The organism is Trichocoleus desertorum ATA4-8-CV12, from assembly GCA_019358975.1.
GTDB lineage: Bacteria > Cyanobacteriota > Cyanobacteriia > FACHB-46 > FACHB-46 > Trichocoleus > Trichocoleus desertorum_A.
Genome location: JAHHIL010000019.1, coordinates 51,917 through 74,433, shown reverse-complemented (window position 1 = coordinate 74,433; position 22,517 = coordinate 51,917). Strand labels below are relative to the sequence as shown.

The following is a 22,517-nucleotide window of genomic DNA, read 5'->3' as shown; positions in this document are numbered from 1 at the left end:
GAGTTGGACGATAATTATCAAACGTATGTGAATCGAGTGTTACGGCTACCCCTGCCAGAGACTTATAAATCTCAGCTGCAAAACATTCAAGAGTCTCCCAAGTTCCAACTACAAGAAGTGGGAGGCGAGCGGCAGGCAGTGGCATTTCCGGGTTACACCGTAGTGACCCCTCCAGCGGGCGAAGAAACAGAGAATCAGGCTTTCTATGCCAATCTACAAGCGCTTCAAGCCCAACTGCAACAGCAGTTTGATCCGCAGTTATTCATTCCCCTCCCACCGGAGAGCTTCCACCTCACTCTGGCAGATGTGATTTGGGATCATGCCTATCGTGATGCGGCCAAAAATCCAGAGTTTGAGCAGCAGTTGCGCGATCGCATGGGTGAGAGCTTTCGCCAGTACCAGCGCATGCACCCCCAACCCCATCCGGTGCGCTTACAAGCAGTGGGCTTAATCGTGATGCCGCGAGCCATTGGAGTGGGTTTAGTTCCCAAGGAGGAAGTAGCCTACGAACGGCTCCTGCAATTGCGCCGAGCCATTTATCAAAATCCTGACTTAATGGCTTTAGGAATTGAGCAACAGTACCACTTCACAGGCCATGTCACTCTGGGCTACTTTGGCAGCATTCCGCCAGAACTCGATCGCGATCGCCTCAGTGAGCAATTTAGTCATCTCAATCAACAGTGGATCACAGGGGCTCCTCAGGAGATGTGGGCCTACCGAGCCGAGCTGCGAAAATTTGATAACATGACACGCTATTATCGAGAACCGGATTGGCCTGTGCTTGAAGTTTAGTCGTTTAACGAGCTGCTCTATGAATCTACCTATGCACCCCATTATGCAGCAGAGCTTTGCGGTGATTGACCAGGAAGTTGGGGATCACAACTTTAGCGCGGCTGAATATGCGATCGTGCGGCGGGTGATTCATAGTACAGCTGACTTCGACTTCCAGCAGTTGCTCCGCTTTAGCCCCGGAGCCATTGCTACCGCGATCGCAGCACTCCAACAACGCTGTCCCATCATTACGGATGTCGGCATGGTGAAACAGGGGGTTGCCAACATGGTGGCGCAAACCTTTGGCAATCCGCTGATCAGCGCTGTGGAGCAAGTGAGCGAGGCACTTCCTGGCAAAACTCGAACCGAAACTGGACTGCTCAAATGTTTACAGCAGTTTCCCCAAGCGATCGTGGTGATTGGGAATGCCCCCACTGCTTTGCTGGCGCTGTGCCAGGAGATGCAAGCTCAACAGATGCAAGCTCAGCAGATGCAGCACTCCAACAGTTTGGTTTTGGCACCCGCCTTGGTGATTGGTGCTCCGGTTGGGTTTATTTCTGTTGTGGAGTCGAAGGCTGCTCTCGCTGTCACCCCTGTACCCCAGATTCGCGTGGAGGGTCGTAAGGGTGGCTCTCCAGTTGCGGCGGCAATTCTCAATGCGCTGCTGGTGTTGGCCTGGGAGCAGCAAAGCGAAGCACCTGTTCTAGACAGCATTGCTGCAATGCTAGAAACGAACGGCGATCGCCCTCTTCCCACTCAGCCCCGGAACCGATGACGCCTGTTCATGTCGTCGGAATCGGCTTAGATGGAGCCGCTGGCCTACCTGCGGCCATTCAGGAAATCGTGACTGGAGCAACACTGATCGTTGGCAGCGATCGCCATTTAAGCTATTTTCCAGAACACCCAGCCGCAAAACTGAAGCTGGGAGATTTTACCTCAGCGATCGCCACCATCCGCCAGCACCTTGCGACCACTGCAACCCCTTCTCCTCAGGTTGTGGTCTTAGCTTCTGGTGATCCGCTCTTTTTTGGCCTGGGACGGCTGTTGTTAGCCGAGTTGCCAGCAGAGCAATTAACCTTTCACCCCCATCTCAGTTCGGTGCAGCTTGCCTTTAGCCGCGTCAAAGTGCCCTGGCAAGATGCTCGGATTATTAGCGCTCATGGCCGCTCTTTAGATGAGCTAACTCAAGCGATTCAACAAGGGGCCGCTAAAATTGCGGTCCTCACCGACAACACCCATTCACCCGCCGCGATCGCTCATCTCCTGCAAAACCTCGACTTGCCCCAGCGCTATCAAGTTTGGGTGGGCGAGAACTTGGGTAGTGCTGACGACCGAGTCCGAGCTTGGTCGCTAGAAGCTTTACAACAAGAACACTTTGCCCCGCTCAACGTCGTAATTTTGCTGCGCTCAGACAGCCAGACAGAACCGTTAGACTGCAAAACTTTGCCGCTGCTGGGCCTACCAGATGCAGCCTTTCTCAGCTTTAGCGATCGCCCCAACCTGATGACTAAGCGCGAGGTGCGAACCTTAGTGCTGGCAGAATTAGCGCTGCAACCCAAACAAGTGATTTGGGATATTGGCGCGGGTACAGGTTCCGTCTCGGTTGAGATGGCTCGCTTAGTGCCCGATGCCCACATCTACGCGATTGAAAAAACCGCGATCGGCGCTAGTTTAATCCAGAAAAACCGCGATCGCTTTCAACTACAAAACATCACTGCGATTCACGCTGCGGCTCCCATCGCTTTGCAAACCCTTCCCAACCCCGATCGCATTTTCATTGGGGGCAGTGGCGGCAACTTGCACTCCATTCTCGATACTTGTGCAACTCGCTTAACGGCTGGAGGTGTTTTAGTTTTAGCCTTAGCCACCTTAGAGCATCTGACTCAGGCTTTAACTTGGCTAGAGCAGCAAAACGCTCTATTGCTCCAGTCACAGACTTGGCAACATCGTCTCCTGCAAGTGCAACTCTCGCGATCGGTTCCCGTGGGGCCGCTTACCCGCTTCGCGCCACTCAACCCAGTCACCTTACTCACCATCAGCCAGCAATCGCCACTAGATATCTCATGACGACGTAGCGGCTAGAGGGTTGTGGTGCTGCTGGCAAGCGAGGAATGGGAACTCTGAGAGATGTGGTTAGAACTATTCCGCATCCAGAGCAATTCTCTCCAGTATTTGCACTATGACTCAAATGCCCCTTCAGTGTCAGAGCCTGCCAGAACAGGTCGATTCTCTGCTGCAACTGTTGCACCAAGAACCGTCGCTCCGTGCCCAGCAAGATGTCACCGTCATTCAATCGTCTCTGAAAAAAGCGATCGCCCCCAAATTCCAGATCGTGTTTGCGGGGGCATTTAGCGCCGGAAAGTCGATGTTGATCAACGCCTTGCTGGAGCGCGAGTTGCTCTACAGCGCCGAAGGTCACGCGACAGGTACCGAGTGTTATGTCGAATATGCCGAGTCAGATCAAGAGCGAGTCGTGCTCACGTTCCTCAGTGAAGCCGAGATTCGCGAACAGGCCCAGGCACTTTGCCAACGCTTAGGGCTAACGGCGACGAATGCGATCGATCAGCCCGAAGTGATTGGCTTGCTGCACCAAGGCTGTCAGGCGATCATTCAGCAGGAAGGTGGCGAGAGTAAGTCAGAGCGGGCTAAACAAGCCAAAGCGTTGATTTTGTTGTTGGAAGGGTTTGTGGCTAATCGCGATCGCCTGCATCCCAACAATCACGCTACCTATTCAATGGAGCAGTTCAACTTCTCCAGCCTCAAGGAAGCTGCCAGTTTTGCCCGTCGCGGTAGCAACAGCTCGGTTCTGAGGCGGATTGAGTACTACTGCCATCACCCCCTGTTGCAAGATGGCAATGTGTTGGTGGATATGCCCGGAATTGATGCTCCGGTGAAAAAAGATGCCGAGCTGACCTATCGCAAAATTGAAGACTCTGAGACTTCAGCTGTAGTTTGTGTCCTGAAACCTGCGGCAGCGGGAGACATGACCACAGAAGAAACCGAACTACTAGAGAAGATGCGGAGCAATATCGGCATTCGCGATCGCGTCTTCTATGTCTTCAACCGGATTGATGAAACCTGGTACAACAGCCAACTGCGACAACGGCTGGATGATTTGGTGTATGCCCAATTCCAAGATTCCACCAGAGTCTACAAAACCAGTGGTTTGTTGGGCTTTTATGGCAGCCAGATTAAGCAAACTAAAGCAGGCGATCGCTTTGGCCTCGATTCCGTCTTTGCCGAGAGCATCAAAAGCTTGGATGGGCAGGAAGAAACGCCGCAGTTTGTGAATGAATTCAACCGCTACTGTGCCAACTCTGGCAAACTCGCCTCTAGCCGCTTCCGGATCTCGGTCAACAGCTACGAAACGCCCAACGAAAACTATGTGCGGATTCTGCAAGAGTCAGGCGCACCTCTGGTGGAGCAGTTGATTCAAGACAGCGGCATTGAGGAATTTCGCGTTGCCATCACTCGCTACCTAACTGAAGAAAAGCGACCGCAACTGTTTGCTAACTTAGCCGATGATTTGCAACCGCTCTGCATCAATCTCCGTAATCACTATCTCGCAGCTCGGCGGGAGCTAGACAGCCAACCGCGTGCGATCGACGCGATGAAAGCTCGTGAGCTGGAGCATCTAGGCCATGAGCTGAAGCAAATTGGAGCAGATTTGTGTCAAGCGATCGCTCAGGAAGTGAATGCGATCGCCGGGGATGTCACCAACGCCACGTTTGAAGCCGCGTTCATTAAGCTGAAAGCCCGGATGGTCAGCCGATTGGATGAGTTGCTAAATACCTTCTCGGTGGCAGATGCTTACAGTCGGGCCACGCTCAGCCATCCTCGCAATGCCACAGCACCTTTGATGGCAATTTTGGTGGAAGCGTTTTACTACTTGGCAAATGAGCTAGAAACCGTTTTGGTTGGATCATCCCAAGCGGTGGTGACTGCCTTCTTCCAATACTTAACGGAGCAGGTTCGCAAATCTGACTACTACCGCAAGCTGTACCGCTTATTGGGCAATGATGGCGGCATTGAGGCCCAACTGAAGCACCTGGAAGCGCAAGTCCGACACGCGATCGCCAACCAAGCTCGAATCGAGTGCGATCGCTATGTGCGCGAAACTCCCCAGTTTTTTGGTGATTCGCCATTCTTTTTCCAGTTGCGCCAAACGTTGCAACAAACGTCTCAAGGCTATGACTGCGAAAGTATGGCTGAAGCGGAACCCGCAATTCGCCAATTGCTGAAGTTGGATTTTGAACCAAAAGTATCTGCAACAATCCGCCGCAATTTTCGCCAAACGCTCAACCAAACGCTGAAAACTCACTTGTTGCCAATGGCGGATCAACAAGCAGATGCCATTTTCCAGCAATATGACCATGCTCGCGCTTATTTGGAGCAAACGCTGGAGAAGGAAGCGGAAGAAAAAATTCTCCGCAATCAACGTCTCCTTACAGAAGTGGATCACAATATTGCCACTTATAACGAAGCGGTTGAAGCGATCAATGGTTGCTTACAAGCAATGCAATTACGCGATCGCCAACTCCCCTTTATTTCTACGCCTGACTTTGATCAAACGGTTCCTGCTTACAACTCAGAAACTTTTGATTTCAGTTCAGGAAATGGGACGCAAGCCAGTATCAGTGACGTTAATTTGACTCAAGCGTAAAACTTTGAAGGCCCCCCTAGCCCCCCAATTCTGGGGGGAACTAGTTTTCTCATTCTTTACTTCCCCCAACATTGGGGGATTGAGGGGGCCAGTGCAGAGTCTCAAATATGTTCCAGACAACCTCTTCCATTTTCAAGAATTTTCAGGAGCTAAAAAACCACATGGAAAACCACGATTTTCTATCTGACTTTGGCAATGAAGATGTGATTGCATTTGATTCTACCCTGCATAAGACAGGCAGATTTAGAGATGCAGTACAGACGACATTTACAAGCCAAAATATGGTGCCAGCCACATTGAGCACTGGGCTACAAACTGAGTTACGAATTTCTTCAAAAGATTGGTTTGAAGATGGCGTAGATTGCGAAGTTTTGAGACTTGGTGACAAATCTTGGCAAAAGGGAAAAATTAAGATCAAAGTCAGCGTGGAATTTTATCCCGATGAGCCTCAGCATCTAGAGTCCCCCTTGGATGATTTTCGTCAGACCATGACTGAGTAAACACTTTTGTTTCAATGTACAGAAAGTTTTTGGTAGACCGATGAATCAGAATTTTGAAGCTATAGAAATTCAAGATGCCGTGGTGTCTGTGCCTGAAGAATACTGCGCAGTCGTACCACGCTCTATGTTTAAGATTGAAGAGTTTTCTCAAAAAGCAAAGATCTTAATCTCCAATCAATACAGGTATGGTCATGCTTGGATACAGGGTGGCGCTCCCTGTGAAATTTTGGAGCCTGGAAAGGCTTGGCGAAAAGGAAAAATTCGAGTCAAAGTCAGCTTAGAGTTTTGCCCGGATGAGGTTGAACTTCCAGAACCTGAAAAGAGTCAAGTATCTAATCAATCTCCACTGGACGAGATTCGACAAGCGATCGCTGAAGACAACTAGAAACAGAAGATATTTTTGAAAAACCTAGGCAGGAGATTATTTTTGAATGAGTAAAAGATTACTTCTGGAAAGCCTGAAGAATGGTGTTCTACACGTAGATTTTAAGGGAGACAAACATTTATTCCAGACTGAAACATTTGTTGTAAAAGACTTGATTTCGAGAATCAAGCATAGTTGTGGGTACGATATTTCGGAGGCCGAGAGAAATCAGCTTTTTGGAAAAGGAATAGAGTGTAATTTTTTGCAGCCAGGAGCTGACTGGAAAAAGGGCAGAATCAAGATGTCTATTGAATTTATTCCCGACGAAACAGAATCGCCCTTAGATGATATTCGTCAGCACATTGACAGTAATACTTGAGTAGTAGCACTAAGTTTATAGAGAGGCTTTGTTTGGCATGAGTGAAAAATTTGAACCTTTAAGTTCAGGCGAAGTTTTATCTTTAAATGTTTATGACGATTATGATGCGAGCATTTTGTATGAAGAAGGTATGTTTAAGATGCCTCATACCTTTAAAGGATCTGAATTAGAACAGGGAATCAAAAATGTACTAACAGGATTTGATAGATATTATTCTGAGGCAAGACAAAAACTTCTAAGCGAAGGCTTAAGTTGTGAAGCTTTAAAGTTTGGCTCAAAAAACTGGCAGAAGGGTAAAGTACGAGTCAGAATCGCTATAGAGTTCTGTCCTGACGAAGTTGAGAAGCTGATTGAAAATGAAGAATCCTTAAATGGTGAAGCAACATCATCTCTTGATGACATCCGTCAAATGATTAGTGAGTAAGTATTTTACTGCTTAAATAATTCAGTTAAGCCGATCGCAAAAACCAGTAATTAACAAGATATAAAGCAGTATGGAATACAATTCGTATTTTCAGAATTTTGGTGAAAATGACGTTTTATCCTTTAGTGAAACCAATATGTGTAAGATTGGAAAATTCAAGGAGGATTTAAGTGAAGTCTTGGGCAGTGATGAGATAACAAATTTAGTAATTAGCAGAATCCAAGATAGAGGAATTCAAGGGTTATATATATATGGAGTACGTCAAACTCAAAATAAGCTTTGGATGACTGAAGGCAAAAAGTGTGAAATATTGAAAATCGGTGCTCAGAATTGGATAAAAGGTCGTATCAAGAGCAAAGTTATTGTAGAGTTTGAGCCTGAAGCACCTGAGCCTTCAGAATCATCTCTTGATGATATTCGTCAAATGATTAGTGAGTAAAGGTGTCAAAATGAGTCAATTTGAGAAATTAGAAGATTCAGAAGTGATTTCTGTAAATAGCTCTGATCAAATAGTTATTGCACATACAACTTTCAAAGTTTATGAGTTTATCAAAGTTTTGAAAGAAAGCTTTTTCGGGAGGATTGCTGAGGAAATAACAAAAAAATGGTTGATAGAAGGAATGAGTTGTGAAGTTTTAAGCCCTGGAAAAGGTTGGCGCAAGGGCAAAGTCAAGCTTGGGTTAGTTTTTTGTCCAGATGAATCAGATTCACCGCTTGATGATATTCGTCAACAAATTTCAGAAGAGGGCGATCGCGACTAATTTATGGAAAACAGTGAGGAAAACAAATTTCAAGCCTTGAAATATGATGAAGTCCTTTCTATTTACTCCAAAGACATCTCGGACTATTTAGAATTGCCACGGACTCTTAGAGTAATTGAATTTATCGAAGCGATCGCCGAGAAATCTTTACCTTCCGATCAAGAAATTAGTGTCTTTGCTGAAGGCATGGAATGTGAAGCCCTCAAGTTTGATGGACAGGGTTGGCGTAAAGGCAAAATCAGAGTCAGCTTGGAATTTCTTCCCGACGAAATGAAGTCACCCCTGGATGATATTCGTCAGGCGATTCCTAACGATGTCTGGCAGGACCATTCGTGAGCCAAAACCCATCAATAAAACATCATGAGCAAAACTCCTCGGATTCGGATTCCGCCAGAGGTAAGGAAATATGTGTTTGAGCGCGATCGCTATCAATGCCGAAGCTGTGGGCAGACTCAAGTAGAGGTGCATCTCAGTATCGACCACATTATTCCCCTGGCGCGAGGCGGTTCTAACGACATTAGCAACCTGCAAACGCTCTGTCTGCGTTGCAATCAGCAGAAACAGCACACTCTCGATCCGCGATTCCAGCGCCACTTCAACCTCTAGACACTCCAGCAGAGACAGCCATGATCCAACCTCAATCTTCTCTAGTGGTGCCGATGCTCGCTCCTGAAACAATCGAGTGCCTCGAAGGAGAGCTGGTGGCTGAAACAGAGGAGTTTGACCCAGAATTTGACTTTGCCGCGATCGCCAAAACGGTTTTGCAGTTGAGCGAGCCAAATGCCGTTGAGGGCAACTCGCAGCCACTCGTCTTAGCTCAGCCAGTTGTAGAAGCGATGCAGCGGTTGGTGGCAATTGTAGCCAAGTTGCGATCGCCCCAGAGTGGTTGGCCTGCCGACTTGGAGCCAACGGTTGAAAACTTAATTCCTTATGTGACAGAAGAAGCCTACGAAGTCTTGGAAGCGCTACAAACCAGCTCTTTAGGTTCATCTTCTGGGTTCGTCGCACCTGCTGTAACTGCGACCCTACCAGACTATTTTTTGATTGAGGACTTAATTCCGCAGTGGCTTTGGTACATTGCCAAAAGCTCCTACGACTTAATGCGCTTGCTTTGTGGCGTAGAGGCAAAAGTGTTTCAGCCTGGGCAAGGTTGGCAAACAGGAGCTTTACGTCTCGTAGCCCTGCTAACGCTGAAGTTGCCCCAAGCAGAATGGGCGTTAGATTTAGCCACCAATCAGCCGCCTACCAACAATCTGACACATCAAGCGCTGATTCAGACTGAGGGCGAAAATTTCTGCAATCAACCCACTTGGGCACAGCGTTTTACCCAGCAGTTGCTCCAGCAAATGCAGACCGTGACGCCAGAAATGCAATGGTTTACCACCCCAACCGCAGTGGATTGTCTCCAACCCGGACAAGCTTGGCAGGCGGGCACCTTACAGTTGCAGTTTGCGTTTGAATTTACCGCAGGAACAACCCTGACGGATCTCACCGCTCCCAACGGAATATCAGCGTTTGGGACCGCCTTAAAAGTTAAGCTAACCGAGCCAACAATCGCGCAAGCCTATTTCCAAACTCAACTACAACCCCTTAGTGTGGCGATCGCTCACGCAACTGCTACACCTGAAACCGATTCAGCGTCTACTGATCTCTCTGCTGTATTGCTACCCAGCGTTGTAGCAACGGCTGAGGCGATCGCGAAGGAGATACCCAATGCTACTGAGCTAGCACCAGATGGGCCGCTTCAGCCAGAAGTTTGTGTCGATAACTGGCTCCCTCAGTTGCTTTGGCAGCTTACCAGCAGCGCTTATCAGACTATGCACTTGGTAGGCGGCATACCAGCGGAGGTACTGCAACCCAATGAGCCTTGGCTGGCAGGGACTCTCCGGTTATTTGCTGTGCTTGAGATCAGCTCTCCCCACCTGAACTGGCTATTCGATCTGTCAACTGGACAAGCGCTCAAAGCCATGCACAATGCTTTAGTGGCTCAAACCTTAATTCGGGGTGGTTCCGGCGTAGGTGGGAACTTGCAACCCGCAGCTACATTCCTCGCCCAACTACTTGAGCCGATCGCGACCAGCACACCGCTCTTACAACAGCTACTTCAAGGTACTCCCATCGCCCTACAACCCCCGGTGAGTGATGATTGGTCTACTGGACACCTGCAACTCAAAATTGGTCTTGAGCTGATGCCAGATTCCGTCACTTAGGGGCTTAAAGTGGATATTAAAGCAGGAAAATGCCGCCTTTGTTCACCGCGTCCTGCCTGAAGTAACCTGGCTGCTTCAAGCTCGCCTAGATGCCGATGTACACCTATGCTTTTCTCAATACGCCCCCAAGTGCCATCAAACTGCCGTCTGGAATTGTGAGTGCTTTGGAGCTAGTCACTTGCGATCGCCTCTCTGCCCTGGTCGAACCTGAGCTGTCTTTTGAAACGCTACAAGATCATGACGCTCAGTTAGTCCAAGCAGTGTTGACACACGATCGCGTAATTCGAGAATTGTTTGAGCACACCGCTCTATTGCCGCTGCGGTTTGGCACTCGGTTTTTGTCTACTGAAGGGTTACTAGCCCATCTGCAAACCCACACCCAGGAGTATCTAGAGAAGTTAGCACGGGTGAGTGGCAAAGCTGAATACACCCTGAAATTAACCCCCTTAGTCTTAGAAATCGAAGCAACCTTGCCCACAGAAGCTCAGGGGCGAGAATATTTTTTAGCCAAAAAACGCCGTTTCCAAAGTCAGTATGAGCAGCAACAGCAACAAACGGCTGAGTGGCAAACCTTGGTGCAAGCGATCGCCCAAATCTATCCGGGTCCAGTCTTGGGTGAAGCTCAAGATGGTAGCCAACGAGTTTATCTGTTGGTGAGTGCCCAGGAATCATCCCAACTGTACAAACACTTGCAAACCTGGCAAATTCACTGTCCCCACTGGGAGCTAACTTTGAGTGAAGCGCTCCCTCCTTATCACTTTGTTTAGCTTGGGCTTTAGAACAATAACTTCGCTGCACCTTGAATCCGAGCGAGAGGAGTAACTGAGCGAGGCAAGACTGGCAGATGAATGGTGGTGTGTTGAGGCAAGGCATCAGCAGGCAGTGGAAGTTCTGGTTCAAAGCGATTGTGCACCACGTAGCGTTGAGGCACCCCCATCTCTGCTAAGGACTGAGCTAAACGCTGACCCTCCGCCACAATGGCAGATTGCGCTTGTAACACCAAAATAAACTCGGTATATTTCGGGTCTTGGAGCCGTTTTTGCGCTTGCATCACCCGTTGCCGCAGCGATCGCAGACGACCCATAAATTCGGTACGACCCAACACGTCTTGATACTTGATCCACAGCTTAAAAATCCAGGCTAGCCAATCTCCGAGAGCTGTAGGCATTTCTAAGAAGCGGAGCAAGTGCCCGGTAGGAGCGGTATCCAAAATAATCAAATCTTGCTCCTGTCGCTCCAGCAAATCGATTACCGTAAGCAGCGACAACATCTCATCAATTCCAGGTAGAGCCTGAGCTGCAATCCGTCGCCATGCTTCGGGGCCGTAGGCAATGCTCAGCGAGCGATCGCCCTCGGTGCTATCTCCACTCATCATCTCCGCCAATTCCCACAGGTACTCTTCTCGGAACTGCTCTAAGACTTGTCCAGCATCAATTTCCTGCCCCGTTAAGTTGTGGGTTAACGCCGTCGGTTGGTGTCCTAATGGTTGCCCAAAAGCATCGCCCAAAGAGTGAGCTGGATCGATGGAAATCACCCGAACTTTGCGCTCTGGATATTTTTGAGCCATACCCCAAGCGATCGCGGCTGCGACTGTGGTTTTACCCACTCCCCCTTTCCCTCCAACGAGTAAGAGCTGACGACCTACGGCCACAAAATCCTCGAAACTCGGCAGAATCTTAGTAGGCCATTGCACCACCACGGGCGAAGGGAGAGCCACGATTCCCAAAGGAGCGATCTGAGCCACGACTTGATCCAAAGCAGCTGAGCCTACAGGTTCCTCAAGTTGTTGGGGCACCGTAAAAATCGGCTTGTCAGTACTGAGGGTGCTGAGGGTTTGGAACTTGCCTAACATCTCCTGCTGCTCACTGTAGCGATCGCCATCCTCAAGTGGTGTGAGAATGTGATTCACCAGCAATCCACCGCAGGGAATTTGCAGTTGGTTTAGTGCCTCTAAAAATCGCTGAGTTTCTAGAAAGCTCATTGGTTCAGCGATCGCCACTACCAAACAAGCTGTGCAGTCAGGGTTTTGCAAAAGCTGTCGCCCAGTTAGTAGCTCTGCCTTCATCTCGTGGAGAAAAGCATCCGCATCATCGGCTGTGTAGCGTCCGGTAAAGCTTTGGCTCAAAACTCGATGTTTTTCTTGAAACAGTTCTAGAGCTGCCAGCAACTCATCCAAGAAGTCCATTAACTTAAACAAGTTCAAAGTGTGGCCGCTGGGTGCCATATCGACCACGACGCGATCGGCTTCTCCCTCTCGCAAGAGGCGTTGGATTTCCAGAATGCCCATCAATTCATCCAACCCAGGCCAACTTAAGTTCCAAACGGGAGATAAATCTTCTCCCTGGACAAAACTACCCCGCTCTACCAAAAGCTCCAAAACTTGACCGTACCGAGTTTTAAAGTCTTGGAGGAGGGCAGCCGCATCCAGCGATCGCACTTGTAAGTTGGGTAAATCCGCTAAGGCATGGGGCGCATTACTGGTTTCTACTTGCAGCACATCGCCTAAGGAGTGAGCTGGATCAGTAGAAACTAAAAGAATTTGTTGGTCAGGAAACTGTCTAGCCCAGCGGCGAGCGAAGCTACAGGAAAGGGTAGTTTTACCGACACCCCCTTTGCCGCTAAAGAGAGCGAGTTGCAGGGAATCATACTGATGCATAGGCTCGTAAAGATTGTTACACCTGAATCAATGGGCCTAGAACCGATCGTTCTACTGGTATCACTCAACGGGCATCACTCAACAGGCATCACCCCACTGGCGGCACAAGCATGGACAACTTATTCAAAGGGTTTGAGCAACTGCTGGAACTCGCTAAAGCCCTGGAAGAAAAGGCAGAACAGGGAGAAATCAAGACAGATATTCAGTTTCGCTCCCGCAGTTTAAGTAGTATTCCCCGACAAGGAAACATCCCCTCAGGTATGGGCGTGCGTCGTGGGCCTGTCACTTCTCCCGGTGCTGATACAACACCAGCCTCAACCCCCGAAGTCACCGTAACGCCACCGACCCACGACTCCAAAGCCCCACCGCTGAAAACTGTGGGTGGATTGGCACCTGTCTTAAAAGAACTGCGAGAACTGGTAGAAATTCCCCTCAAGCGTCCAGAGTTGCTGCAACGGTTGGGCTTGGAACCAACGAAAGGCGTGTTGCTAGTCGGGCCACCAGGAACGGGTAAAACTTTAACTGCCCGCGCCTTAGCCGAAGATTTGGGAGTTAACTACATTGCGATCGTTGGCCCAGAGGTGATGGGCAAATACTACGGAGAAGCTGAAAGTCGGTTGCGGGCCATTTTTGAAAAAGCCGCCAAATCAGCTCCTTGCCTGGTGTTTATTGACGAAATTGATAGCCTCGCTCCCGATCGCAGCAAAGTCGAAGGGGAAGTCGAAAAGCGTCTGGTCGCCCAACTGTTGGGTTTGATGGATGGCTTTGCCAAAACCGAGGGTGTGATTGTTCTCGCTGCCACCAACCGCCCTGATTATCTTGACCCAGCGTTGCGTCGTCCTGGTCGTTTCGATCGCGAAGTCCAGTTCCGGGTGCCCGATCGCGATGGCAGATTAGAGATTTTGCAAATCCTCACCCAGTCCATGCCCTTGGAGGAGTCGGTTAATTTAAGCGCGATCGCTGACTTGGCAGTGGGTTTAGTCGGTGCAGACCTAAAAGCCCTTTGCCAAAAAGCTGCTTATAGTGCCTTGCGCCGCTTAGTTCCTTCTTTAGATGAACCCCTGCCAGAAGAAATGACCCTGACCCAACCAGACTTTTTGCAAGCCATCAAAGAAGTAAAACCCGCCGTTCTGCGCTCTGTAGAGATTGAGTCGCCGGATGTGGCTTGGCATGACATCGGTGGCCTGGATGACCTCAAGCAAACATTGCAAGAATCGGTAGAAGGCGCACTTCTCTACCCAGAACTCTATCAACAAACAGGAGCCAAAGCGCCACGCGGCATTCTGCTCTGGGGACCCCCAGGCACAGGTAAAACGCTACTTGCTAAAGCTGTGGCCTCTCAAGCCAGAGCCAACTTCATCGCCGTTAATGGCCCAGAATTGCTGAGCCGTTGGGTGGGTGCTGCCGAGCAATCTGTACGGGAATTATTTGGCAAAGCTCGCCAAGCCGCTCCTTGTGTTGTATTCGTCGATGAGATTGACACATTAGCCCCAGCACGAGGCCGTTTCAATGGGGACTCAGGGGTGAGCGATCGCGTCGTCGGTCAACTGTTAACAGAACTCGACGGCTTACAGGGTTGTCCCAACGTTTTGCTGATTGGAGCGACCAACCGCCCCGATGCTCTCGATCCTGCCCTCCTGCGAGCGGGACGCTTAGATTTGCAACTCAAAGTAGATTTACCCGATCAAGCCAGTCGCCTCGCCATTCTGCAAGTTCATAACCAAGATCGACCTCTACAAGGCGTAGACCTAGCAACTTGGGCTGCACAAACAGAAGGCTGGAATGGTGCAGATTTAGCCTTACTCAGTAATCAAGCCGCTTTAGAAGCGATTCGACAGTACCGAGCCCAAGGTTTGGCAGATCCCACCCAAGTTCGCATTCGCAATGATGATTTCGTTACCGCCTATCAAGCTTTAGCAGCCCAACGACAAACCTCCTAACTCCTCCTTCATCCCTCATCTCTCCTCCTTCATCCTTTCCCCTTATGCTTTCAGGACAAACAGACGATCCAGTACGGCGACAGGCATTGAGGCTGCTAACCGCTACGTTTATCATGCAGGGACATCCAACAGAATATGCACCTCACATGGCAACAGCAGCCATTTTTCAAGCTGATTTGGAACTAAAAAATATTCAAGTGGCGCGGCTGTTAGCGTGGTTAAAGCAAGAGCATCCAGAGGTGTATCAAGAAGCTTTGACGCTGCTGGAAAAAACTCGCGAAGATTTTGAGCAGCGAGTGAAAGCATAACGCTACTCAGAAACTGGGTTATGTCAGGCAGCATTTTAGTGATAAGAAGCTGCCTATTTTTGATGTAGAACGATCGCTAATCGTTAATTCAAAAACTCAATACGAAATTGTTTATCGATCGCCGAAGAAGTGAAGACTTTTCCGGTAATTTGCTACTGACTATCAACTTCTATGAATAAAAACACGACAAACTTCATATTTTCCTCTAGGGATCAATACGTATTCGTGGAGTTAAATCACCTGGCTTAAAAGACTGAAATGGATTGATTTGCCTGCAAGAGAGCGATCGCGGCGCTGAATCAACCCATTGCAAAAACTTTTCTAGGCTTCACGTACTGTCCTCCGTAGTTCTCTCAACAGCAAAAATTGCTGAGGCAGATTTTCCGTGTTTATGCTGGCCTTTTTAATACCTTAAATACTTATTCTAGCCTTGTACCCACAGCCTCACCAAACCCTTGCTATGAGAAGGCTGTGGTGTTTCAGGCCCCAGAAAATTATCAATTAATACACCTAGGAAATCATCATGGCTGTTGAAAAAGTAAACTCCTCCTCTAGCTTGGCTGAAGTAATTGACCGCATCCTCGACAAAGGCATTGTAATTGATGCTTGGGTTCGCGTTTCTCTCGTAGGAATTGAACTATTGGCAATCGAAGCACGGGTAGTCATTGCTTCGGTTGAAACCTACCTAAAGTACGCCGAAGCAGTGGGTTTGACCACTCAGGCTGCTGTTCCTGCTTCTTAGTAGCTAGCTTGGGGGGTCTTGCTGACTCCCCATTCTTTGATTTCACCCACTTTGTACTTCAGTTGATCTCTCGGCTTGTAGAAGGAAACTCGCGATGGTTGCTCTGAGACATTTATGGCAAGAACAGCGGCGGCAGCGTCAGCAGCAACTAGCTCAGCGCCAGCAACAAGTCCAAGCGGCTTTAGCGGTAACGCGGCAGCAACGCCAAGTAAAAGCAGATCAGCTGCACCACAACCTCGCTACATTCCGCGCTGATTTGGCTGAGGAGAGCGAGCTTTGGCAAGCCAATCAACATTTGTTCCGCCTGCAATTGCAACAATCAGTCCAGGTGTTGCAACAAGAAACCCAGAATTTTTTAGCCTATAGTCGCTTAGAGCGTCAACTCCAAGCCGAGGAGCTAGCTGAGCAACTAGATACTTTCGTACAGCAGCTCCAACAGCAGACGGCTGAGTTCCTATCACTGACCGCAATTGAGCGATCGCTGATGGCTGAGCAGTTAGCCCAAGAACTACGCCAATTCCACTCCGAACTAAATATCAGCGTCACCCTGCTGCGCCAAGAGATCCAAACGCAAGTTTCTACGCTTCAACAAGAAACTCAAGCGCTTTTATCGACTAATCAGCATGAACGGGTTCTAATGCGAACCCAGCAAGCAAAAGAACTCACTACCTTTGTCGAGAAACTCAGTGCTGATGTGCAGAGCTATTTGTGGGAGTTAGAGCTACTACGAGAAGATCGAGCCCAACAACTGCAACAAACGCTCAGCCAAAGTAGAAGCGATCGCCAAGCCAATGTCGTAGCTCTATTCCAACGCTTCGCCACGTTCCGCGCTGAGCTACAGCAGTATTGCACCAATCTGCGAGCTTCTGTTTGGGGCGTAGATCTAGATGTAAATCATCAATCAAATTCAATCTATTCCAACCAAACCTCGCCCCACCTGCGGCACCCCTCTCCCGTGGGAACGGGGATGGAGGAGAGGTCAAATCCAGAGCCTACTAGCGCTCCAATTTCCGCTATTCAACCTGCGGCAGTGGAAATCGAAAAAGAAGTTTACAACTATCTACACCAAGTCCAAGGAGCCCGTCTGGTAGAGCTGGAAACCGCTTTAGCAATCAATCGCATTCAAGCCGTTGATGTGCTCCGCTCCTTAATCACCAAAGGTTTAATTACGCAGCGCGATCGCGTCTATTACACTCAAGAGGAATTTAACCTGTGAGTACCGTTCTACAAGCCCGCCCCCGTCGATTTGTCAGCACTCCCTCCGTTGAGCGTGTGGCTGCTAGAGCTTTGCGCTACCTACAATCTGGTTTCTCAGTACATCTGCGCGGCCCTGCTGGCACAGGTAAAACCACCCTCGCTTTACACTTGGCTGATCTTTTGACTCGGCCCATTATGTTGGTATTTGGGGATGATGAGTTCAAAACTTCAGACCTAATTGGTAACCAATTGGGTTATACCCGCAAAAAAGTAGTAGATAACTTCATTCACAGCGTGGTTAAAGTCGAGGATGAACTCAAGCAAAACTGGGTAGATTCCCGCCTCACTTTGGCTTGCCGCGAAGGCTTCACCTTGGTCTACGACGAGTTCAACCGCTCTCGTCCCGAAGTCAACAACGTTTTACTTTCCGCCTTAGAAGAAAAGATTTTGGCTTTGCCACCCAGCGGCAATCGTCCCGAATATGTGCGAGTCAATCCTCAGTTCCGGGCCATCTTCACCTCCAATCCAGAAGAATACTGTGGGGTGCATTCCACCCAAGATGCCTTGATGGATCGTCTGGTCACGATCAACATGCCAGAGCCAGATGAGCTGACTCAGCAAGAGATTTTGGTGCAGAAAACCGAGATCGAGCGCGAAAGTGCCATTTTAATCACTCAGTTAGTCAAAGCCTTTCGGCTCAAATCAGGGGCTGAGAAATCTTCTGGTTTACGCTCTGGCATCACGATCGCCAAAGTTTGCCAAGAGCATAATATTCCTGTCATGGCGGAAGATGCTGACTTTCGCGATATTTGCATGGATGTGTTGCTCTCCCGCACTAGCTTGCCCCTCCAGGAATCTACTACCCTGCTTTGGGAACTCCTAAACGAACTCGTTTGCCGCGAACCTAAGGCGATCGCACCCACACCTACAACTGCACCACCCCGAGCAGAGTATGCCGATCGCACCGTGACTATCACAACCACCTCAGTTGTAGCCGAGCCAGCCACTATTAAGGTCGCCGAAAAGATTGTGGAGAAGGTGGCTGAACCTCAAGCGGCGGCTGAGCCTGTTGCCACAGCGATCGCCGAAATTGCCGCAACCGAAATTAACGACCAAGACCAACTAGGGCTAGATGAGGCAGAAGTATATACCTATCTGCGTCAGGCTGAGGGAGCACGAGTCTCAGAAATTGAAGCAGCTTTAAGCATGAATCGATTTCAGGCAGTGAATGCGTTACGTTCCCTAGCTCAAAAGGGAATCCTAGCTCAACGCCACAATCGCCTCTACGTCACTTCCTAAGGATGCCCCACTGTGACTACTTTCCCCCAAATGCCCGCCCCTAGCAGTTCTAACCGTGGTGCGATCGCCACCGCTACTCAAGGCTCAACCTTAGCCGATGTTCTAGAACGAGTTTTAGATAAAGGCATTGTGATCGCGGGAGATATCTCCGTCTCAGTTGGCTCCACCGAACTGCTGAGCATTCGGATTCGCTTGCTGATTTCCTCGGTAGATAAGGCGAAGGAAATTGGCATCAACTGGTGGGAAAGTGATCCTCATCTCAGTAGCCAAACCCACAGCTTGATGGAGGCCAATCAACAGCTCCTCCAGCGGATTGAGGGTCTAGAAACAGAATTGCGAGCCTTACGCACCGCTCCCGCCTCCTTACCCACAGCTCCTGCTTAGAAATATAGCTTTCGCTTTGCCATAGACTCTCCCTCTCCGAGTGGGCTTTATGCCCACTTTTTTGTGGGCAAGGGTTTTATGGATAACGGTGAAATGGGAGGATGGCGATCGCGCTGGGCATACTGAACTCGTAGCCCTAGGGTCAAGCCATGCCATTATCAGACCCCCCACCCCCCGTATTACTAGAACCTCAGCGATCGAGTAAAGATTCTGGTTTAGCACCATTACTGCTGACTGTGGTTGAGTTAGTGCGACAACTGATGGAAGCGCAGGTGATTCGGCGGATGGAAGCAGGACGCTTAAGTGACGAAGATTTAGACCGAGCTGCTACTAGCCTCCGTAAGTTAGAAGAACAAGTCGTGCATCTCTGCGAAATCTTTGAAGTCGATCCCGCAGACTTAAATATTGACTTAGGAGAAATTGGCAATCTGCTGCCTAAAGCTGGAGGTTACTACCCCGGTGAAACTTCCACGAATCCCTCCATTTTGGAGTTATTGGATCGCCTGTTAAATACGGGTGTAGTAGTCGAAGGCAGCGTGGATTTGGGACTAGCTCAACTCAATTTAATCCAAGCAAAACTGAAGCTAGTTTTGACTTCGCAACCCCTATAGCGATCGCAACTGGTTTGTGAACAAGGGGCGCAGCCCCCACACCCGTTCAAGAATCAAAAAGGATTGCTATATAAAAAACGCAATTAATTTCACTCAGTACTCAAACATTGCAGTAGGAAAAGAAAAGTCGATGGGAACCGGATTGTATTTGTATGGCATCTTCCCTACCCCTGGCCCCCAACATCTAGAAACTCAGGGTTTAGATAAACAACCTGTTCATACCCATGTTCTAGATGGGTTTACATTTCTCTATTCTGAAGCCCAGCAAGAACGTTATTTAGCCAGTCGTCGCAACTTGCTAGACCATGAGAAGGTGCTAGAACAAGCCATGCATGCAGGCCACCGAACCCTGTTACCCCTACAGTTTGGTCTAATTGTGGAGGATTGGCGCACCGTCACAGAACAACTCACTGCAACTCAGGGACCCAAATTAGAACAGCTCTTTCATAAACTAGATGGCAGAAGAGAAGTTGGCGTAAAAATATTTTGGGACGCTGAGGCTGAGGTACAAGCCCTGTTAGCTCAAGATGAGCAGCTACGCACCGAGCGCGATCGCTTAGAGGGTAAATCTCTCAGCATGGATGAGGTAATTCGGATTGGTCAGGCGATCGAACAAGCAGTAGAAGCTCGCAAGCAAAGCATCATTCAAGTATTTCGAGCCACCTTAGATCCTCTCGCAAACACCACATCAGAAAATGATCCGCTGACAGAAGCCATGATCTACAACGCGGCTTATCTGATCGCTTGGGATGACGAGCCCACATTTAGTGAAAAAGTAGAAGCCTTGGATTTGCAATTTGAGGGCCGTTTGCGGATTCGCTACAACAACTTCACCGCTCCCTACAACTTCGCTCAACTTGACTCATCAAATTAGGCTAACTTGCTATGTTTTTTGACTTACTATTAGCACCCATTACTGGTCCCCTGGCAGGCATAACCTGGCTAGGTTCACAAATTCAAGAACGGGTGAATGCTGAGTGGGACGATAAAGAGAATCTCAGTAAGCGGTTACTGGCTCTGCAATTAGCGTTTGATATGGGCGACGTGTCTGAAGCAGACTTTGAAGTGCAAGAAGAAGAGTTGCTACTAGCCATCCAAGCGCTAGAAGACGAAGCAAAAGCGGCTCAAGCAGATTGAGCTAAACACGCTACTACAGCTTCATATAATCTCTTGGAGTTGACAGAAAAATGACCCCTTATTTCTAAGGGGCCAACAAGTTCAGTTTATGGAGCGTATGGCTTAGGTAGTTAACCCAACAGCGCTTTCGCTCTGGTGACTACGTTGTCTACGGTGTAACCAAACTTTTCCAGTGCTACGTTACCGGGAGCCGACACACCAAAGCGCTCAACGCTGATCATGTCGCCTTCGGTACCGATGTAGCGGCACCAACCAAAGCTGGAGGCTGCTTCTACTGCCAAACGCTTGGTCACGGCTTTGGGAAGCACTGACTCACGATATGCTGCATCTTGCTCATCAAACAGTTCCCAGCAAGGCATAGAAACCACGCGGACGTTCTTGCCTTCTGCGCGGAGTTGATCAGCCGCCTTGACGCAAAGTTGCACTTCACTACCGGTAGCCATCAAGATCAGGTCAGGGGTACCTTCGCTGTCAGACAAGATGTATGCACCCTTAGCCACGGCTTCAATTGAAGAACCATTTAGTTGGGGCAGTGCTTGGCGTGACAAAGCCATCAGAGTTGGACGCTTGCGCTCTTCTACCGCAACTTTGTAAGCGCCAGAGGTTTCGTTACCATCTGCTGGGCGCATGACTAGCAAGTTAGGAATCGCCCGTAGAGATGCGATCGTTTCAATGGGTTGGTGGGTAGGACCGTCTTCACCCAAGGCGATCGAGTCGTGGGTCATGACATAGATGACACCCGCTTGAGACAAAGCAGAGAGACGGATTGCCGCCCGCATGTAGTCTGCGAAGACCAAGAAGGTGGCGCAGTAAGGAATCAAACCAGAGTTGTGCAGAGCAATCCCGTTACAGATTGCACCCATGCCATGCTCACGGACCCCAAAGCGGAGGTTACGGTTTTCGTAAGCGCCTTTCTGGAAGTCACCAGACACCTTGATATAGGTGAGGTTGGAGTGGGTGAGGTCAGCAGAACCGCCGATCAACTCAGGCACAGCAGGGGCGATCGCATTCAGGGTCTTCTCAGAAGTTTGGCGAGTCGCGATCGCTTTGTCTTCGGGGGTATAGACAGGTAGAGACTTCTCCCAACCGTCGGGCAGCTTGTTGCTGACAAAGCGCTCAAATTCTGCCGCTTCGCCAGCGTACTTGGTTCTGTATTGAGCCAAAACTTGATTCCACTCATCTTCTAGCTGAGCACCCCGCTCAACTGCTTTGCGCCAGTGGTTTAGCGCATCTTGAGGCACTTCAAAGGGTTCGTAGTTCCAACCCAACTTCTCGCGAGTCAGCTTGATTTCATCGCCGCCCAGTGCCGCCCCGTGAACCCCAGCAGTGTTAGCTTTGTTGGGAGAGCCATAACCGATGGTGGTGGTGACTTTGATGAAGGAAGGCTTATCGGTGACTTGCTTCGCTGCTTCAATCGCTTTAGCAATGCCATCGAGGTCATGGTTGCCATCTGCTACGTGTAGAACATGCCAACCGTAAGCCTCAAAGCGCTTCGAGACATCTTCAGTAAAGGAAACGTCCGTAGAACCGTCGATCGAGATATGGTTGTCGTCGTAGAGGGCAATCAACTTGCCGAGGCCCAAGTGACCTGCCAAAGAGCAAGCTTCCCCAGACACCCCTTCCATGTTGCAGCCATCGCCCAGAATGACGTAGGTGTAGTGGTCAACCAGTTTGGCATCAGGCTTGTTGAACTTGCCTGCGAGGTGTGCTTCTGCCATTGCTAAGCCCACACCGTTACAAATCCCCTGACCTAGAGGACCCGTGGTGACTTCAACGCCAGGCGTCATGAAGTTTTCGGGGTGACCTGGCGTCTTGGAGTCCAACTGGCGGAATTGCTTGATGTCATCCATCGTGACGCTGTCGTACCCAGCCAAGTAGAGCAAGGCGTATTGCAGCATGGAACCGTGACCTGCCGACAACACGAAGCGATCCCGATTGAACCAGAAAGGATTTTTGGGATTGCACCGCATAAAGCGATCCCAAAGCACATATGCCATCGGAGCAGCGCCCATCGGCAACCCTGGGTGACCAGATTTTGCCTTTTCTACAGCGTCAATCGCCAGAAAGCGGATGGAATTAATACAAAGCTCGTCGAGTGATTGTTGGATTGCGACAGCCATAAATCTCTTGGTATTGAACTACGGTTAGCACTGGACTGGGTGAGCGATCGT

Annotated in this window: 25 protein-coding genes; 23 read left to right on the top strand and 2 right to left on the bottom strand. The window is 49.4% G+C overall.

Going from position 1 to position 22,517, the window contains the following annotated elements; all coding sequences use genetic code 11:
- Nucleotides 1-3: 3 nt before the first annotated feature.
- The 14 genes from KME12_15145 (at nucleotide 4) to KME12_15080 (ending at nucleotide 10,839) form a co-directional block, all read left to right on the top strand.
- Nucleotides 4-792, top strand: a complete 789-nt coding sequence (locus tag KME12_15145; GenBank protein MBW4489123.1) for a DUF1868 domain-containing protein — start codon at nucleotides 4-6, stop codon at nucleotides 790-792.
- Nucleotides 793-811: 19 nt separating this feature from the next.
- Complete coding sequence (locus KME12_15140) at nucleotides 812-1,546, top strand: cobalt-precorrin-8X methylmutase (GenBank protein ID MBW4489122.1); 735 nt, start codon at nucleotides 812-814, stop codon at nucleotides 1,544-1,546.
- A complete protein-coding gene (gene cbiE, locus KME12_15135; GenBank protein MBW4489121.1) occupies nucleotides 1,543-2,838 on the top strand; it encodes a precorrin-6y C5,15-methyltransferase (decarboxylating) subunit CbiE in 1,296 nt (431 codons plus the stop codon). Before KME12_15140 ends, cbiE begins: the two co-directional genes overlap by 4 nt.
- 112 nt (nucleotides 2,839-2,950) lie before the next feature.
- Nucleotides 2,951-5,434, top strand: a complete 2,484-nt coding sequence (locus tag KME12_15130) for a dynamin-like GTPase family protein (protein MBW4489120.1) — start codon at nucleotides 2,951-2,953, stop codon at nucleotides 5,432-5,434.
- A 161-nt stretch (nucleotides 5,435-5,595) separates the two neighbouring features.
- Nucleotides 5,596-5,934 carry a hypothetical protein gene (locus KME12_15125; GenBank protein MBW4489119.1) on the top strand — a complete coding sequence of 113 codons (339 nt, stop codon included), beginning with the start codon at nucleotides 5,596-5,598 and terminating at the stop codon, nucleotides 5,932-5,934.
- 40 nt (nucleotides 5,935-5,974) lie between these two features.
- Nucleotides 5,975-6,319: a hypothetical protein gene (locus KME12_15120; protein MBW4489118.1), complete on the top strand. Its 345-nt coding sequence runs from the start codon at nucleotides 5,975-5,977 to the stop codon at nucleotides 6,317-6,319.
- Between the two features lie 46 nt (nucleotides 6,320-6,365).
- Complete coding sequence (locus KME12_15115; protein ID MBW4489117.1) at nucleotides 6,366-6,677, top strand: hypothetical protein; 312 nt, start codon at nucleotides 6,366-6,368, stop codon at nucleotides 6,675-6,677.
- Nucleotides 6,678-6,714: 37 nt separating this feature from the next.
- Nucleotides 6,715-7,101 (top strand): hypothetical protein, encoded by a 387-nt coding sequence (locus KME12_15110; protein ID MBW4489116.1) that lies wholly within the window; start codon nucleotides 6,715-6,717, stop codon nucleotides 7,099-7,101.
- Nucleotides 7,102-7,171: 70 nt separating this feature from the next.
- A complete protein-coding gene (locus KME12_15105; protein MBW4489115.1) occupies nucleotides 7,172-7,540 on the top strand; it encodes a hypothetical protein in 369 nt (122 codons plus the stop codon).
- Between the two features lie 10 nt (nucleotides 7,541-7,550).
- Complete coding sequence (locus KME12_15100) at nucleotides 7,551-7,862, top strand: hypothetical protein (protein ID MBW4489114.1); 312 nt, start codon at nucleotides 7,551-7,553, stop codon at nucleotides 7,860-7,862.
- A 3-nt stretch (nucleotides 7,863-7,865) separates the two neighbouring features.
- Nucleotides 7,866-8,198 carry a hypothetical protein gene (locus KME12_15095; GenBank protein ID MBW4489113.1) on the top strand — a complete coding sequence of 111 codons (333 nt, stop codon included), beginning with the start codon at nucleotides 7,866-7,868 and terminating at the stop codon, nucleotides 8,196-8,198.
- Nucleotides 8,199-8,222: 24 nt separating this feature from the next.
- Nucleotides 8,223-8,468: an HNH endonuclease gene (locus KME12_15090; protein ID MBW4489112.1), complete on the top strand. Its 246-nt coding sequence runs from the start codon at nucleotides 8,223-8,225 to the stop codon at nucleotides 8,466-8,468.
- A gap of 20 nt (nucleotides 8,469-8,488) precedes the next feature.
- Nucleotides 8,489-10,072, top strand: coding sequence for a hypothetical protein (locus KME12_15085; protein ID MBW4489111.1), 1,584 nt, complete (start codon nucleotides 8,489-8,491; stop codon nucleotides 10,070-10,072).
- An 89-nt stretch (nucleotides 10,073-10,161) separates the two neighbouring features.
- Nucleotides 10,162-10,839, top strand: a complete 678-nt coding sequence (locus KME12_15080) for a GvpL/GvpF family gas vesicle protein (GenBank protein MBW4489110.1) — start codon at nucleotides 10,162-10,164, stop codon at nucleotides 10,837-10,839.
- 8 nt (nucleotides 10,840-10,847) lie between these two features.
- On the opposite strand, the gene KME12_15075 is transcribed toward KME12_15080, so the two are convergent.
- The gene (locus tag KME12_15075; GenBank protein ID MBW4489109.1) at nucleotides 10,848-12,728 is read right to left on the bottom strand and encodes an ArsA family ATPase; all 1,881 of its coding nucleotides are present in this window, start codon (nucleotides 12,726-12,728) and stop codon (nucleotides 10,848-10,850) included.
- Between the two features lie 110 nt (nucleotides 12,729-12,838).
- Here KME12_15075 and KME12_15070 point away from each other — a divergent pair, with 110 nt between their 5' ends.
- From KME12_15070 to KME12_15030, 9 genes are all read left to right on the top strand, one after another.
- On the top strand, nucleotides 12,839-14,668 hold the full coding sequence (locus KME12_15070) for an AAA family ATPase (GenBank protein ID MBW4489108.1): 1,830 nt from the start codon (nucleotides 12,839-12,841) through the stop codon (nucleotides 14,666-14,668).
- Nucleotides 14,669-14,712: 44 nt separating this feature from the next.
- Nucleotides 14,713-14,976 (top strand): hypothetical protein, encoded by a 264-nt coding sequence (locus KME12_15065; protein MBW4489107.1) that lies wholly within the window; start codon nucleotides 14,713-14,715, stop codon nucleotides 14,974-14,976.
- Between the two features lie 523 nt (nucleotides 14,977-15,499).
- Nucleotides 15,500-15,718 (top strand): gas vesicle structural protein GvpA, encoded by a 219-nt coding sequence (gvpA, locus tag KME12_15060; protein MBW4489106.1) that lies wholly within the window; start codon nucleotides 15,500-15,502, stop codon nucleotides 15,716-15,718.
- Between the two features lie 94 nt (nucleotides 15,719-15,812).
- Nucleotides 15,813-16,934, top strand: coding sequence for a gas vesicle protein GvpC (gene gvpC / locus KME12_15055; protein MBW4489105.1), 1,122 nt, complete (start codon nucleotides 15,813-15,815; stop codon nucleotides 16,932-16,934).
- A complete protein-coding gene (gene gvpN, locus KME12_15050; protein MBW4489104.1) occupies nucleotides 16,931-18,214 on the top strand; it encodes a gas vesicle protein GvpN in 1,284 nt (427 codons plus the stop codon). Before gvpC ends, gvpN begins: the two co-directional genes overlap by 4 nt.
- Nucleotides 18,215-18,244: 30 nt before the next feature.
- A complete protein-coding gene (locus KME12_15045; GenBank protein MBW4489103.1) occupies nucleotides 18,245-18,598 on the top strand; it encodes a gas vesicle protein in 354 nt (117 codons plus the stop codon).
- Between the two features lie 149 nt (nucleotides 18,599-18,747).
- Nucleotides 18,748-19,209 carry a gas vesicle protein K gene (locus tag KME12_15040; protein ID MBW4489102.1) on the top strand — a complete coding sequence of 154 codons (462 nt, stop codon included), beginning with the start codon at nucleotides 18,748-18,750 and terminating at the stop codon, nucleotides 19,207-19,209.
- 130 nt (nucleotides 19,210-19,339) lie between these two features.
- Nucleotides 19,340-20,083 (top strand): GvpL/GvpF family gas vesicle protein, encoded by a 744-nt coding sequence (locus KME12_15035; protein MBW4489101.1) that lies wholly within the window; start codon nucleotides 19,340-19,342, stop codon nucleotides 20,081-20,083.
- Nucleotides 20,084-20,094: 11 nt separating this feature from the next.
- A complete protein-coding gene (locus KME12_15030) occupies nucleotides 20,095-20,346 on the top strand; it encodes a gas vesicle protein GvpG (GenBank protein MBW4489100.1) in 252 nt (83 codons plus the stop codon).
- 110 nt (nucleotides 20,347-20,456) lie between these two features.
- Here the strand turns inward: KME12_15030 and tkt are convergent, their stop codons facing one another.
- The gene (gene tkt / locus KME12_15025; protein ID MBW4489099.1) at nucleotides 20,457-22,466 is read right to left on the bottom strand and encodes a transketolase; all 2,010 of its coding nucleotides are present in this window, start codon (nucleotides 22,464-22,466) and stop codon (nucleotides 20,457-20,459) included.
- Nucleotides 22,467-22,517: the final 51 nt, after the last annotated feature.